This window comes from Sphingobium sp. RC1 (genome assembly GCF_059738765.1).
The window spans coordinates 2,306,174-2,320,532 of record NZ_AP027306.1 but is presented as its reverse complement, the minus strand read 5'-3'; the positions used below and the strand labels follow the sequence as shown (position 1 = coordinate 2,320,532).

The 14,359-nt window shown below is 65.5% G+C and carries 15 protein-coding genes and 1 riboswitch; of the genes, 10 read left to right on the top strand and 5 right to left on the bottom strand.

Annotated elements, in window-relative coordinates:
• Positions 1-55: 55 nt before the first annotated feature.
• Positions 56-604 carry a molybdenum cofactor guanylyltransferase gene (mobA, locus tag AC6JBC_RS11560; protein WP_498024372.1) on the bottom strand — a complete coding sequence of 183 codons (549 nt, stop codon included), beginning with the start codon at positions 602-604 and terminating at the stop codon, positions 56-58.
• Positions 605-631: 27 nt separating this feature from the next.
• A riboswitch (cobalamin riboswitch) is annotated at positions 632-898 on the top strand.
• Positions 899-1,066: 168 nt separating this feature from the next.
• Between mobA and AC6JBC_RS11555 the strand changes: the two genes are divergently transcribed.
• A complete protein-coding gene (locus AC6JBC_RS11555; RefSeq protein ID WP_498026064.1) occupies positions 1,067-2,938 on the top strand; it encodes a TonB-dependent receptor plug domain-containing protein in 1,872 nt (623 codons plus the stop codon).
• Between the two features lie 36 nt (positions 2,939-2,974).
• Here the strand turns inward: AC6JBC_RS11555 and AC6JBC_RS11550 are convergent, their stop codons facing one another.
• A complete protein-coding gene (locus tag AC6JBC_RS11550) occupies positions 2,975-3,787 on the bottom strand; it encodes an ABC transporter substrate-binding protein (RefSeq protein WP_498024371.1) in 813 nt (270 codons plus the stop codon).
• A gap of 38 nt (positions 3,788-3,825) precedes the next feature.
• Between AC6JBC_RS11550 and AC6JBC_RS11545 the strand changes: the two genes are divergently transcribed.
• Positions 3,826-4,821: a FecCD family ABC transporter permease gene (locus tag AC6JBC_RS11545; protein ID WP_498024370.1), complete on the top strand. Its 996-nt coding sequence runs from the start codon at positions 3,826-3,828 to the stop codon at positions 4,819-4,821.
• A complete protein-coding gene (locus AC6JBC_RS11540) occupies positions 4,815-5,594 on the top strand; it encodes an ABC transporter ATP-binding protein (protein WP_498024369.1) in 780 nt (259 codons plus the stop codon). The genes AC6JBC_RS11545 and AC6JBC_RS11540 overlap by 7 nt, the downstream gene beginning before the upstream one ends.
• Positions 5,595-5,692: 98 nt before the next feature.
• Here AC6JBC_RS11540 and AC6JBC_RS11535 read toward each other — a convergent pair whose 3' ends face one another.
• Positions 5,693-6,895: a penicillin-binding protein activator gene (locus tag AC6JBC_RS11535; RefSeq protein ID WP_498024368.1), complete on the bottom strand. Its 1,203-nt coding sequence runs from the start codon at positions 6,893-6,895 to the stop codon at positions 5,693-5,695.
• A gap of 11 nt (positions 6,896-6,906) precedes the next feature.
• Between AC6JBC_RS11535 and rsmI the strand changes: the two genes are divergently transcribed.
• The 4 genes from rsmI (at position 6,907) to AC6JBC_RS11515 (ending at position 9,809) form a co-directional block, all read left to right on the top strand.
• Complete coding sequence (rsmI, locus tag AC6JBC_RS11530) at positions 6,907-7,749, top strand: 16S rRNA (cytidine(1402)-2'-O)-methyltransferase (RefSeq protein WP_498024367.1); 843 nt, start codon at positions 6,907-6,909, stop codon at positions 7,747-7,749.
• Complete coding sequence (locus tag AC6JBC_RS11525; RefSeq protein WP_498024366.1) at positions 7,746-8,099, top strand: YraN family protein; 354 nt, start codon at positions 7,746-7,748, stop codon at positions 8,097-8,099. Before rsmI ends, AC6JBC_RS11525 begins: the two co-directional genes overlap by 4 nt.
• 29 nt (positions 8,100-8,128) lie before the next feature.
• Positions 8,129-9,103 (top strand): glutathione synthase, encoded by a 975-nt coding sequence (gene gshB, locus AC6JBC_RS11520; RefSeq protein WP_498024364.1) that lies wholly within the window; start codon positions 8,129-8,131, stop codon positions 9,101-9,103.
• A 106-nt stretch (positions 9,104-9,209) separates the two neighbouring features.
• The gene (locus AC6JBC_RS11515; RefSeq protein WP_498024363.1) at positions 9,210-9,809 is read left to right on the top strand and encodes a DedA family protein; all 600 of its coding nucleotides are present in this window, start codon (positions 9,210-9,212) and stop codon (positions 9,807-9,809) included.
• A gap of 182 nt (positions 9,810-9,991) precedes the next feature.
• Here AC6JBC_RS11515 and AC6JBC_RS11510 read toward each other — a convergent pair whose 3' ends face one another.
• Positions 9,992-10,888, bottom strand: a complete 897-nt coding sequence (locus AC6JBC_RS11510; RefSeq protein ID WP_498024362.1) for a tyrosine recombinase XerC — start codon at positions 10,886-10,888, stop codon at positions 9,992-9,994.
• A gap of 91 nt (positions 10,889-10,979) precedes the next feature.
• Between AC6JBC_RS11510 and AC6JBC_RS11505 the strand changes: the two genes are divergently transcribed.
• From AC6JBC_RS11505 to nadC, 3 genes are all read left to right on the top strand, one after another.
• Positions 10,980-11,858, top strand: coding sequence for an MBL fold metallo-hydrolase (locus tag AC6JBC_RS11505; protein WP_498024360.1), 879 nt, complete (start codon positions 10,980-10,982; stop codon positions 11,856-11,858).
• 72 nt (positions 11,859-11,930) lie between these two features.
• Complete coding sequence (gene nadA / locus AC6JBC_RS11500; protein WP_498024358.1) at positions 11,931-12,917, top strand: quinolinate synthase NadA; 987 nt, start codon at positions 11,931-11,933, stop codon at positions 12,915-12,917.
• A 147-nt stretch (positions 12,918-13,064) separates the two neighbouring features.
• Entirely contained in the window at positions 13,065-13,913 is an 849-nt protein-coding gene (nadC, locus tag AC6JBC_RS11495) for a carboxylating nicotinate-nucleotide diphosphorylase (RefSeq protein WP_498024356.1), read from the top strand.
• Positions 13,914-13,919: 6 nt separating this feature from the next.
• Here nadC and AC6JBC_RS11490 read toward each other — a convergent pair whose 3' ends face one another.
• Complete coding sequence (locus AC6JBC_RS11490) at positions 13,920-14,342, bottom strand: DUF4112 domain-containing protein (protein WP_498024355.1); 423 nt, start codon at positions 14,340-14,342, stop codon at positions 13,920-13,922.
• Positions 14,343-14,359: the final 17 nt, after the last annotated feature.

The window sequence follows — 14,359 nt, the reverse complement described above, 5'->3', positions numbered from 1 at the left end:
GCTTGCCGGATGCCCCCAAACTTAGTTGGAAGGAAGGGCGGGGGCTTCGGCAAGCTCAGCTTGAGCCGGGGGGAACGGAGGTAAAAGCCTCCAGATCATCCGGCCGGTTGAAATTGGGCAGGACGATATCCGCCCGCTCCACGATCCGCGCGCCAATTCGCTCCAGCCAGCCGAATATCGACCGGCTATTCTCTTCCGCCAGATGCGCGTCCAGTTCACCCGCAAGCCCGGCAGGCCAGAACCCCGCCAGTTGCTGCCCCTTCAACACCGCAGCGCCTTTTCCCGCCAGCGCCTCCACCAGCACCGCAGGATAGACAGGCATGTCGCACCCCGTCGTCAGCACCGCGTCATAGCCCTCGCTCTGCGCATGATGCAGTGCCGCGTTCAGCCCGCCCAGCGGTCCCATGTCCGGCGCGGGCCGGTCGGATAGGCTGGTCAGCCCCTCGACCACCCGTCCACAGACCACCACCGCCTCGACATGGGGCGCGATCGCCGCGACCGCATGTTCGATCAGCGTGCGCCCGTCCGGCATCAGCGCCAGCGCCTTGTCGCTCCCGAACCGGCTGGATCGTCCCCCGGCCAGCACCGCGCCCAGCAATCGCATCGATCCACTCCTTGGCAGAACCCTCACTTTCCCCTATGGCGCGCGGCGTGAGCGGGCAACCGCTGACACAAAGATCGCGCCGGAAAGGGAATGCGGTGCGGGTGGCCTCAAGCCATCCCATTCCGCAGCTGCCCCTGCAACTGTAAGCGGCGAGCGCGATGCACAGGGGAACCTGCGACCTTCAAAAAGGGGAAGGCGAGGGGGACCGGCCACTGGACGCATGCGTCCGGGAAGGCCCGTGCATCGCCGCGACGACCCGCGAGCCAGGAGACCTGCCGGCGCTTGGTCGCTCTTGCCTTGGGTCCAGGGATCGGCCCGGGCACGGTTTTCCGTCTGAGCGACGAAGCGGCGCAGGGCCGCATCAGTGCGCGGGGCGGGACTGGCGTCTCTCTTTCTCGCGCACTGGCCGCTTATGCGGACGCCCTGGGCTCATGTCGCATGACGCTCAGGGAAGACAAGAATATGATCAGGACCGGAATTTCACTGCTGGCGCTCCTCGCCGCCACCCCCGCGCTTGCGGAGGAATCCAGCGATATCGTCGTCACCGCGCTAGGCATCGAACAGCCGACCGATGAAGTCGGCCAAGCCATCACCGTCATCGATGCAAAGACGATCGAAACCCGCCAGAACGTCAGCATCGCGGACCTGCTGATCACCACGCCCGGCATCCGTTTCAACCGGGCTGACGCAGTAGGCGGCGTGACCGGCATTTCGATCCGGGGCGCGGAAACGACGCAGACGCTGGTGCTGCTCGACGGGGTCAAGATTAACGATCCGAGCATCATTGGCGATGCCTATGACTTCGGCAATCTGCTGACCGGCAACATCCGCCGCATCGAAGTGCTGCGCGGCTCCAACTCCGTGGTCTATGGTAGTCAGGCGATCGGCGGCGTCGTCAACATTATGTCAGCCGAACCGGGTGAAGGCTTTGGCGGCACCGCCTCGGTGGATTATGGCTATGCGGACACCCTGAATGCGAAAGCAGATGTGTCGGGCAGCGCGGGCATTGCTTCGGGCAGCGCTGGCGTCGCCTATTTCCGCACCGACGGCATCTCCGCGGCCAAGGGCGGCACGGAAAAGGACGGCTATGAGAATATCGCCACCCACGCCAAGCTGAAACTGGCGTTCACGGACAATCTCAGCCTCGACCTGCGCGGCTATTATATCCATGCGAACCTCGACACCGACATCTTCTTCGGCGCGCCGATGGAGTCCACGGACAGCAGCAAGCTCGATCAATATGTCGGCTATGCAGGGCTCAACCTTGCGTCGTTCGATGGCAAGCTGACGCAACGGGCCGCCGTCACCTGGTTCCGCAACGACCGCGACTATTTCTTCGCGCCCAGCTCCGCCGCGCCGGACTACGGCTATTCGGGCACCAATCTGCGCTTCGAATATGAAGGCGTGTATCAGCCGGTCGATCAGGCCAAGCTGGTTTTCGGCTATGAGCATGAACGGCCGGACTATGATTCCTTCTATTATGACTTCTTCACAGGCGACAAGGTCGTCAGCGCGGCCAAGGTCAATATCGACAGCGTCTACGCCCTGGCGGTGGTGAAGCCGTTTTCGGGGCTGTCGCTGACCGGCGGCGTGCGCCATGACGATCATAGCCAGTTTGGCGGCGCGACGACGCTGGGCGCCAATGCGAACTACACGCCCAATGAAGGCCGCACCAACATTCGTGCCAGCTATGGCGAAGGCTTCCGAGCGCCCTCGCTTTATCAGATCTATGACGGCACCTATGGCAATCTCAGCCTGAAGCCTGAACGGTCGAAAAGCTATGATGTAGGCTTCGACCAGAATCTGGATGGTGGCCGGGCGATGATCTCTGTCACCGCGTTCCGCCGCGATACCCGCGACCAGATCTATTTCGATGGCTTCGCCTTGCCGTTCGGCCGCTACGTCAATCTTACGCGCACGCGTGCGAGGGGTGTGGAAGCCGCCGTCACGCTGAAGCCTGTCGATGCGCTTACCGTCACTGCCGCCTACAGCTATATCGACGCGATCGATCGCTCCGAAGGCGGCCTCAACGAAGGCAAGCGTCTTCCCCGTCGCGCCAAGGATGCGGTCAGCGTCTCGGCTGACTATGACTGGGCATTCGGCCTATCGACCGGCGCGACGCTCACCATGGTCGGCGACAGCTTTAACGATTTCGCCAACACCCAGCGTCTGGATGGCTATGCCCGGCTCGACATTCGCGCTTCGCTGCCCATCAATGAACATCTCGAAATCTACGGCCGCATCGACAATCTGACCGATGAGGAATACGCGACGGTTTATGGTTACAACACCTACGGCCGGTCGGCCTATGCCGGCGCACGTGTCCGCTTCTGATGACGGGAAAGAGGGGCGGGCGTGACGCTTCGCCCCTCAACGCCTGCCCGCAGCGTTCGCTTGCGCGATGATGCTGCGCGCGGCCTGCACATAAGCGGGGCCGCCGCACACCGTCCAGGCTTGCGGCACGTGAATGCGGGGGATGGATCGCAGCACCGGGTGGTGCAGCATCTCCGTCCCCTGATCGACGACCTTTTTGCTGTCTTCTTCCACGATCAGATAGTCGGGCCGGGCGGCGATCATTTCCTCCAGCGGCACCTGCGCCAGCGCCGGTTTGCCCAGCTTCGCCGCCAGATTGGTGAGGCCGGCGCGCCGCATCAATTCATCCACCAGCGTTCCCGTGCCGGTCATATAGCCGCGCCGCTGATAATAGGCCGCCACCTCGCTGCGCCGCGAACGGGGCAGGGCGGCAAGGTCGCGCTCCATTCCCGCGATCAGCGCTTCTCCACGCGCAGGATGGCCGACCGCCAGCGCCACCTGCCGGATCTGCTCCCGGATCACGGCAAAGCTGTCTGCGCTCGCCAGCCCCAGCTTGCGCCATCGCCCATCCGGCGCGCCGACAACACCGCCAGCGCCATCGGGAAAGCCGATCACCAAATCGGGACGCAGCGCCAATACCTCTTCGGCCGGGCGTTTCAGCACCGGGAAACGTCGCGCCTTGGCGACCGCTGCCGACAGTTCCGGGTCATGCCCATAGGGACTCAAGGCCGCGATCTGCCCCGGATCGGCGAGCGCCAGCACATATTGATCGGCGCAGGTATTGAGCGACACGATCCGCCGCGGCGGGGCAGGGGCTGCGCCCGTCAGGCCAAGCAGGCAAAGCGCCGCGATTGCTATTTTTCCCCGCATGAAATGGGCCTTAGCAAGCAACGGCAAGGACGCAAACCATGAGCGCCCGCCGCCACCCGCTGCTCCTGCCGGTCCTGCTGGCGCTCACCCTTCTCGCCGCGCTCGGCTCCCTCACCCTCGGCGCCGTCCCGCTCGCCCCGGCCCGCATCATCGCCGTCCTCAGCGGCGGCGGTGATGAGGTCGCCCGCGCGATCCTCATCGACCTTCGCCTGCCCCGCATGCTGCTCGGCCTCATCGTCGGAGCCATGCTCGGCCTCTCGGGGGGCGCGCTTCAGGGCTATCTCCGCAATCCGCTCGCCGAACCCTCGGTGCTCGGCGCATCCAACGCCGCCGCGCTGGGAGCCGTCTGCGCGCTCTATTTCGGCCTGGCACAGCTTCACCCGCTGATCCTCCCCGTCCTCGCCATCACCACCAGCCTCATCGCCATTGCCGCGCTCTTCCTGCTGGCAGGCCCCTCGGAAAGCCCGCTCACCCTCATCCTCGCGGGCATCGCCGTCGCAACGCTGGCGGGGGCGGGGATCAGCCTGTCGCTCAACCTGTCGCCCAATCCTTTCGCCGCGATGGAGATTATGAGCTGGCTGATGGGTAGCCTTGAAAACCGCAGCTACGCTCATGTCTGGATCGCGCTGCCCTGCGTCATTATCGGGTCGGCACTGCTGATTGCCGATGCGCGCAGCCTGGATGCCCTGACCTTGGGGGAGGAGGGCGCGCAGGCATTGGGGGTGGACCTGCGGAAGGCGCGGCTGCGCATGATGCTGGGCGTCGCCATCGGCGTGGGCGGAGCCGTCGCGGTCTCGGGCGCGATCGGCTTTGTCGGCCTCATCGTGCCGCATCTGGTCCGTCCCCTGACGGATCGCTCGCCCTCGGCCATCCTGCTCCCCTCGCTGCTCGGCGGGGCGGCGCTGCTGACGCTCGCCGACATCGGTGTGCGCCTCATTCCCACCAGCAGCGAGTTGAAGCTGGGCGTCCTCACCGCATTGCTCGGCGTCCCCGTCTTCCTCGTCCATCTGATGCGGGAGCGGCGGCTATGGTAACCATCCGCACCGAAGACCTGTCCGTCCGCCTCGGCCGTCATGCGGCCGTGACGGGCGTCACGACGGTACTGGAGCCCGGCCATCTGGTCGGCATCATCGGCCCCAATGGTGCGGGCAAATCGACCCTGATCCGCGCGCTGCTCGGCCTCGCTCACTCGAAAAGCGGCGAAGTCTGGATCGACGGCAGTCCGATCACCAGCCTCAACCGCAAGGATATAGCGCGCCGCGTCGCCTATCTGCCGCAGGGCCAGACGCTGCACTGGCCCTTGCTCGTGGAACGGCTGGTGGCGCTGGGCCGCATGCCGCACCTTGGCCCGTTGTCCCGCCTGTCGCCCCAGGACGAAGCGCTGGTCGATGCCGCGCTCGCCCGCGCCGATGTCCTGCATCTGAAAGGCCGGATCGCCACCGAACTATCAGGCGGCGAGCGCGCCCGCGTCCTCCTGGCGCGAGCGCTCGCGGTGGGCGCGCCAGCACTGATCGCCGACGAGCCGCTGGCCGCGCTCGACCCCGGTCATCAATTGGACGTCATGGACATGCTCCAGGCCGAAGCCCGCACCGGTTCGCTGGTCGTCACCGTCCTTCACGACCTCGGTATGGCGGCGCGCTACTGCGACCGCCTGCTGCTGATGGACAAGGGCCGCCTCGTAGCTGACGGCAAGCCCATGGAGGTGCTCACCGAACAAAGCCTTGCCGAGGTCTACGGCATCTCGGCTTGCATCGGGGCTGATGGGGAGTGGCCCCTGATCCTGCCTACGGGGCGGATCAAAAGCTAATCACCACCACATCCGTTCGGGCTGAGCTTGTCGAAGCCCCTTACTTTCCTGGAAGAAAGAAGAGCCCTTCGACAAGCTCAGGGCGAACGGAGGTTATATCACTCCCCAAATGCCTTAGGCGCAGCCGCTACGACCGCGTAAGTCCCGGCACCAACCTCCGACACTTCCAGCGCCCGCTCCGCAATCCCGCTGCGCCCGAAGCGGAACGCCCCGTCGATCCCGGAAAAGCCACCCGAATCGCGCAGCCGGGCAGCCGGAAACACTGTCCCCGGCTTCCAATCCCGCGCAATCCGCACGGTCAGCAGCACCGCGTCATATCCCAGCGCCGACAGCCGGAACGGCGCGCTGCCATAACGCGCCCGATATTTACCCGCCAACTGGCCATAGAGCCCGTCCGACACGCTGGCGAACCAAGCCCCCCGCAGCGCCGGGCTGGACCCAAGGCTGCTGTCGGTATTCCACAGTTCCGTGCCCAGCAGTCGTGCCGTCGCGCCGCCATTCTTCCGCACGATCGGCGCCAGCTGCATCGCCACCCGCCCGCTGTCCGCGATCAGAAGCGCGTCATAGCTGGAGGACGCCTGCAATTTCTTGACCGCCGCCGTCATAGAGGTCGGCGACCGGTCGAACGTCTGCATCGACACGACCGTCCCGCCCGCACCCTCGACCGCGCGCAGCAGGGACGTGCCCGACCGCTCGCCATAGATGCCCTTGGGCACCAGCGCCGCGAACTTCGACAGCCCCTTGCCCTTCGCGAATTCAACGACGCGTTCGATCGACTGGTTGGGATTATAGCCCATGATGTAGACGCCGTTCCCGGCCACGCTCACATCGTTGGAAAAGCTGATCACCGGCACGTTCGCCCGCGCCGCGATCGGCCCGACCACCCGCGCATCCTCGGCCAGCAACGGCCCCAGGATCAGGCGGTTGCCCTCCGCCAGCGCCTTGTTCGCCGCCGCAGCCGCGCCCATGCTGGTGTCATAGGTGGTGATACGCACCTTGTCCGCCTTGGTATCCAGCAGCGCCAGCGTGGTGGCGTTGGCGATCGACTGGCCGACGCCCGCATTGGGTCCGCTCATCGGCACCAGCAGCGCGACGCGGTGGCGCAGCGTGTCGGTGGGCAGGCCCTGCGTCACATCGGGGCCGCTCGGCACAGGCTCCGTCGGCCCCACCGGACCCGGCCCGCGCGGCACGATCGATTGACAGGCAGCGACCAGCAACGCGCTGGCGGCGAACAAAATACGCGCACCGCGCTTCATTGCCGCGAACATGTCCGCTTGCCGGAGGGCATCCGTCTCTGTCATCTGGCGTCCTTATGGAAACTACAACTTCTGGGCTGGAGCCCGGGCTTTACATCGTTGCGGGGCCGATCGGCAACCTCGGAGACCTTAGCCCGCGCGCGGCCGATGTCCTGCGGCTGGCCGATGTAATCGCCGTGGAAGATACACGGGTGAGCGCACGTTTGCTGCGCCATGCAGGCTCGGATCGTCCCATGGTCCCCTATCACGACCATAGCGCAGAAGGCGTCCGTGCCCGCCTGATCGACCGGATGGCGAGCGAATCGGTCGCGCTGCTTTCCGACGCCGGAACGCCGCTCATCTCCGATCCCGGCTACAAGCTCGTCCGCGACGCCCGCGCGGCAGGGCGCAACATCACGACCTTGCCCGGCCCCAGCGCCGCCATCGCCGCGCTCACCCTGTCGGGCCTTCCCACAGACCGCTTCCTTTTCATGGGCTTCCTCCCCGCAAAGCAAAAAGCCCGCGCCGACACCCTCGCCGAAGTCGCTGCCCTGCGCGCCACGCTCATCTTCTACGAGAGCGGCCCGCGCCTGTCCGAAAGCCTCGCCGCCATGGCCGATGGGCTGGGCGACCGCGAAGCCGCCGTGAGCCGGGAAATCAGCAAGACGTTCGAGGAAACCCGCACCGGCACGCTAACCGAACTTTCCGCCCGCTACGCCGACGCCCCGCCCAAGGGAGAGATTGTCGTCATCGTCGGCCCGCCCTGCGAAGCTCCGCCCGCGAGCGCCGAAGACGCTGACGCTGCCCTGATCGAAGCGATGGAGCGCCTGCCCGTCTCCAAGGCCGCCGGAGAAGTGGCCAAGAAACTCGGCCTCGACCGCCGCGCCCTTTACGACCGCGCGCTGGAACTCAAGGGGTGAGGCGCCAACAGGCCGAGAAACGCGGACGGCAGGCGGAGCGGATTGCCGCATGGTGGCTGCGTCTCAAGGGCTGGCAGATTGTCGGCCGTCGCCTGCGCACGCCCGCCGGAGAGGTGGACCTCGTCGCTCGGCGCGGTGCGATGCTGGCTTTTGTCGAGGTGAAGGCCCGCGCCACCGCCGCAGAACTCGACCTCGCCATCGACGAACGCCGCCTCGCGCGCGTCGCGTCCGCCGCCGAAATGCTCTTCTACGACCTCGCTAAACCCGGCGACGACATGCGCATCGACGTGATCCTCCTTGCGCCGGGCCGCCCGCCGCGCCATCTGGCGAATGTCTGGCATGGGGGGTGATCTGTTCAGCCCCGGAACAAGGATCGGAAATGACCCAACTCAACCCTCTCACCATCGCCGTGCAGATGGACCCGATGGAAGGGATCAACATCGCGGGCGATTCCACCTTCCACATCATGCTGGGGGGCCAAGCGAGGGGGCATCGCCTCTATCATTATCTTGCGCCCGACCTCACCTATCGCGACGGCCGTGTGCTGGCGAAGGCGCGCCCGGTGAAGGTGCAGAAGGTCAAGGGCGACCATTTCGCGTTCGGCGAGCCAGAGTTGCTCGACCTTGGCCGCGACGTCGATGTCGTCCTCATGCGGCAGGACCCGCCCTTCGACTTGAGCTACATCACCGCCACCCATCTGCTGGAGCGGGTGCAGGCCGAAACGCTGGTGGTGAATGATCCCGCCGCCGTCCGCAACGCGCCCGAAAAGCTGTTCGTGCTCGATTATGCGCGCTTCATGCCGCCGACCATGATCACCCGCGATCTGGCCGAAGTGCGCAGCTTCCTCGCCGAACATGGCGAAATCGTCGTCAAGCCGCTCTACGGCAATGCGGGCAACGCGGTCTTTCATGTCGGCCAGTCCGGCGCGAACATCTCCGCGCTTGTGGAACTGTTCAACGCTTCATGGGTCGAGCCCTTCATGGTTCAGGCCTTCATTCCCGGCGTCGCTCAGGGTGACAAGCGTATCGTCCTGATCGATGGCGAAGTCGCAGGCGCGATCAACCGCATCCCCGGCGCAGGCGAAATCCGATCGAACCTGGCGGTCGGCGGATCGGCCGCGCGCACCGAACTCACCGACCGCGAGCTGGAAATCTGCGCCGCCATGGGGCCGGAACTCAAGCGTCGCGGCCTGCTCTTCGTCGGCATCGACGTGATCGGCGGCGAATGGCTGACCGAAATCAACGTGACCTCGCCCACCGGCATCGTGTCGATCGACGCTTTTAACGGCACCGACACGGGCGCGATGATCTGGGACGCGATCGACGCCCGTCTGGCGGTAAGGGCGGCCGTCTGATCTGGATAGCGCAATGTGCTCCTGCGAAGGCAGGAGCCCAGCCTCGCCGGTGCACCTGGGCTTCTGCTTTCGCAGGAGCACGTAACAGTACCGGGCGGCCTGTCGCATGACCGACTGGGTCCTCCACCTCATCGACGCAGGCGGCTATTGGGGCATTTTCGCCCTGATGGTGATCGAAAATGTCTTCCCCCCGATTCCCTCCGAACTCATCATGGGCATCGGCGGTATCCGCGTGGGGCAGGGCCGCATGGCGATGGAGTGGCTGCTTCTTGCGGGCACGCTCGGCACTACGGTCGGCAATTATTTCTGGTATCTGGTCGGCCATATCCTCGGCTTCACGCGCCTGAAGCCCCTCATTGACCGTTACGGCCGCTGGGCGACGCTGGAATGGAGGGATGTGGAGAAACTCGACCATATCTTCGGCAAATATGGCCAGATCGTCGTGTTCGTGTTCCGCTTCCTGCCCGCCTTCCGCACCATGATCTCGCTCCCGGCGGGCCTGTTCCGCATGGGGCATGTCAAATTTCTCGCCTGGACGGCTGGCGGCGCGCTGATCTGGAACATCATCCTTGCCTATGCAGGCTATGTCCTGGGGCAGAATTTCCGCGACATCGACAAATATGTCGGACCCGCCGCGACGGCGTGCGTGGTCGGAGCGATCGGGCTTTATCTGTGGCGATTGGCAACCTGGAAGCCGAGGGGCTGACAGTTGCTTGTTCCCCCTCCCGCAAGCGGGAGGGGGCTAGGGGGTGGGCGCGAGCGGAGCGAGCTTCCCGGCTATGCCGTTGGAAAATGCCTTCGGCGTTGCACTAGCCCACCCCCTGACCCTTCAAACGAGTCACGTGCCTCGTTTGAACGCTTGCGGGAGGGGGAACAGTTCTCCCCACCTCAAGCCCGAGGATGCGCATTCCGATAAACATCCAGCAAATGCGCCGCATCCACCTGCGTATAAATCTGCGTCGATGACAGGCTCGCATGCCCCAGCAGTTCCTGCAACGACCGCAGGTCCGCGCCGCGCCCCAGCAGATGCGTCGCAAAGCTGTGCCGCAAAGCATGCGGCGTCGTCCGATCCGACAGCCCCAGCCGCCCGCGCGCACCCTGCACCGCACGCCGGATCAAAGCCGCCGACAGCGGACCACCGCGCGCACCCCGGAACAGCGTCTCCTCACGCGCCACCGGATAAGGACAAACCGCCACATAAGCCTCGATCGCCGCCCGCACCTGCGGCAGCAGCGGCACTTGTCGGCTCTTGCCCCGCTTGCCCGTCACCCGCAGCGTATCGCTGAGCGGCAGCACGTCGCCCATTAGCCCCATCGCCTCGCCGATCCGCAGCCCCGCGCCATAAAGCAGCAGCAGCACCGCCCAGTCCCTCGCGCCGATCCATCCTTCGCGCGCCGTCTCGGCAATCTCACCCGCCAGCGCCACCGCCTCGTCCGGCGAGATCGGCCGGGGCAAACCCCGCTTCACCTTCGGCCCTTTCAGCAGTGGCACCCGCGCATCCTCGCCGCCGGTGAACTTCAGGAATCCGCGCACCGCCGACAATTCCCGCGCGGCCGATCCATTGCCGATCCCGTCCATCCGCCGCGCCGTCAGGAACGCGCGCAGGTCGGCTTGATCGACGCGCGCCAACCCCGCCGCCGTCACCGCTTCCCCGCGATGCTCGGTCAGGAAAGCGATCAACCGCTCCGCTGTCGCCATATAGGCGCGCACCGTATGCGTGGATCGCCGCCGGTCCAGCGCCAGATGCTGCCGCCATGCCTCCACAAGATCACCGCTCGCGCTCATGGCGCCCAGTCTAGGCGATGGCGTCCCCAAACGGAATCCCCCCCGATCAACCGGCCCTTGAAAATCCCGGCCAGATGGGCACATGGAGCGTATGGCAACCGCACCTGACATGGCCGACATGCCCACGGGCACGCTGCTGCAAATCTCGCCGCGCATCGGCCGCGTACTGGCGCCCAATCCGTCGCCCTTCACCTATACCGGCACCCAGACCTATCTGGTCGGGTCAGAGGAGGTGGCGGTGATCGATCCCGGCCCCGCCGATCCCGATCATCTGGCTGCGCTGCTCGCCGCGATCGCAGACCGCCCCGTGCGCGCGATCCTGTGTACCCATACCCATCGCGATCACAGCCCTGCCGCCGCGCCGCTCGCCGCGCAGACAGGCGCGCCCATCATCGGCTGCGCGCCGCTGGTGCTGGACGATGACGGCCCGCGCGCCGACGCCGCCTTCGATCCGTCCTATTCTCCCGACCGCATCCTTGCCGACGGGGAGCAGGTGAGGGGCGAGGGCTGGACGCTTGAAGCCGTCGCCACGCCCGGCCATACCTCCAACCATCTCTGCTTCGCCATGGCGGAGGAAAACGCCCTCTTCACCGGCGATCATGTCATGGGCTGGTCCACCAGCGTCATCTCGCCCCCGGACGGGGACATGGCCGACTATATGCGCTCGATGCAGCGGCTCCTCGATCGGCATGATGCCATCTACTATCCCGCCCATGGCGATCCGGTGCCCAATCCGCGCCGTCTGGTGCGCGGCATGATGGGGCATCGCAAGCAGCGGGAAGGGCAGATCATGCGCTTTCTTGAGCGTAACGGCGCATCCGAAATCCCGGCGATGGTGGCGGAGATGTACAAGGGCATCGATCCGCGCCTTCATCCCGCCGCCGGGCGATCGGTCCTTGCCCACCTCATCGACCTGGATGGGCGGGGCATGGCGGAGGTCGCAGGGGATGGCCGCTGGCAATTGCGCTAGGGGAAACAGCTACTGGCCAACCGTGGCGCAGCCCGCTAGGGGCGCGTTCAAAGGCCGTGAGGAGTTAGGGACATGAACGCCATCACCGGAATCCCGCAGGGGACCGACCTGCGCGCGGAGATCGACCGGCTGCGCAAGGAACGCAACGCCGTCATTCTCGGCCATTATTACCAGAAGCCAGAGATTCAGGACCTGTCCGATTTCGTCGGCGACTCCCTCGAACTCTCGCGCAAGGCGGCGGAAACCGACGCGGACGTCATCGCCTTCTGCGGTGTCCGCTTCATGGCCGAGACGGCGAAGATCCTCAGCCCTGAAAAGATTGTCGTCCTGCCCGACATGGACGCCGGCTGTTCGCTGGAGGACAGCTGTCCGCCCGCCCAGTTCAAGGCGTTCCGCGAAGCCCATCCCGACCATATCGCCTTGAGCTACATCAACTGCTCGGCCGAGGTGAAGGCGCTCTCCGACATCATCGTCACCAGCTCATCGGCGGAAACGATCCTCAGCCAGATTCCGCGCGACCAGAAGATCATCTTCGGTCCCGACAAGCATCTGGGCGGTTACCTCAAGCGCAAGTTCAACCGCGACATGCTGCTGTGGCCGGGCGTCTGCATCGTCCACGAAGCCTTCAGCGAGACGGAGCTCTTAAAGCTCAAGGCCCAGCACCCCGACGCACCGATCGCCGCGCATCCCGAATGCCCGCCCTATATCGTCGATCATGCCGATTATGTCGGTTCGACCAGCGGCATCCTGCAATATGCCAAGACGATGACCGGCGATACGCTGATCGTCGCGACCGAACCGCACATCATCCACCAGATGCGCAAGTCGGTGCCAGATAAGAATTTCATCGGCGCGCCCGGCGCGGACGGCAACTGCAACTGCAATGTCTGCCCCTATATGGCGCTCAACACGCTGGAAAAGCTGTACCTGGCGCTTCGTGACCTGCAACCGCGCATCGAGATGGAAGAAAGCCTGCGCCTCGCCGCGAAAAAGAGTCTCGACCGCATGCTGGAACTGGCCAGCGGCACGGTGGGGAAGGGCGATGTGGGCAACCGCTGACGTATAGCCGCGTCCTTCCGTCACCCCGGGCTTGACCCGGGGTCCCGCTCCCGCTCCAACCGCTCAGAAGCGGGATCCCGGCTCAAGGCCGGGATGACGAGGGGGTGAGGTTCATCACCAGCTTCGCTATCAATATAAAGAGGGACAATGACCTTCACCTTGCCCGGCTTCGACCTCGACACCTTCATCGCCTCCACCCTGGCCGAAGACCTTGGCCCGGATGGCCGCGACGTTACCAGCGAAGCAGTGATCCCCGCCGATGCGATCTTCGAAGGCGTGATGGACAGCCGCGACGCGGTGACGCTGGCGGGCCTGCCCGTCGCCGCCGCCTTCTTCCGTGCGCTGGACCCGGACGTCGAGATCGAGCTGTTGCGTCAAGACGGCGACCGCGTGTCCGCTGGCACCGACATCATGCGCATCCGTGGCAAGGCGCGCGCCATGCTGACGGCGGAGCGATCCGCCCTCAACACCGTCCAGCATCTGACGGGCATCGCCACCATGACCCGCGCCTATGTCGATGCGATTTTGGGCACCGGCGCGACCCTGCTCGACACGCGCAAGACGATTCCGGGCCTGCGCGTGCTGGAAAAATATGCCACCCGTCAGGGCGGCGCGACCAATCACCGCATGGGCCTGTGGGACGCGGCGATGATCAAGGACAATCATGTCGCGGTCGCTGGCTCTGTCGAGGAAGCCGTCCGCCGCGCCGCCGCCGCCGGGATCGCAAGCATCATCGTCGAGGTCGATCGCATCGACCAGATCGAACCCGCTCTCGCCGCCGGGGCCACCCACCTGCTGCTCGACAATATGGACGCGCCCACCCTGCGTGGCGCCGTCACCCTCGTCGGCGGCCGCGTGCCCACCGAAGCATCGGGCGGCGTCACGCTCCAGACCATCCGTGCCAAGGCGGAAACCGGCGTCACCTACATCAGCGTCGGTCGCCTCACCCAGTCCGCCCCCGCTGCCGACATCGGCCTGGACTTCGCCTTTGCGTAAAGCCCCCTAACCCTCGATCGTCACGGTCGAAGGATGATGCTTGTCCAGATGCTTGCGGATGATGCGCAGGTTCTTCGTGTTGGATTTGAACAGAAAGTCGAACACATCGCCCGCGAACGGGATCGCGCCCACCAGCGTGTCGAACCCGACATTGGCCGCCATCCGCGTCAGCTGCCATTTCGACATGCCCAGATTACGCGCTTCCCACACGATCCAAGCGCCCATGGCCGCAGTCGCAAGGTCGCCGACCACCGGGATCAGGCCGACCAGACTGTCCAGCCCCACGCGCCGGTTCGTGCCGGGAATGACGAACAGCCCTTCCAGCATCGCCTCCATCGCTTCGATCCGCCGCCGTACCGAAGCGGGATCGCGGCCAAAGCCGGGCAGGTCACGCACCACGCGGTCAAACTGGTCTTGCGATAACGCCATGCTGTTCCTCCTGCCCC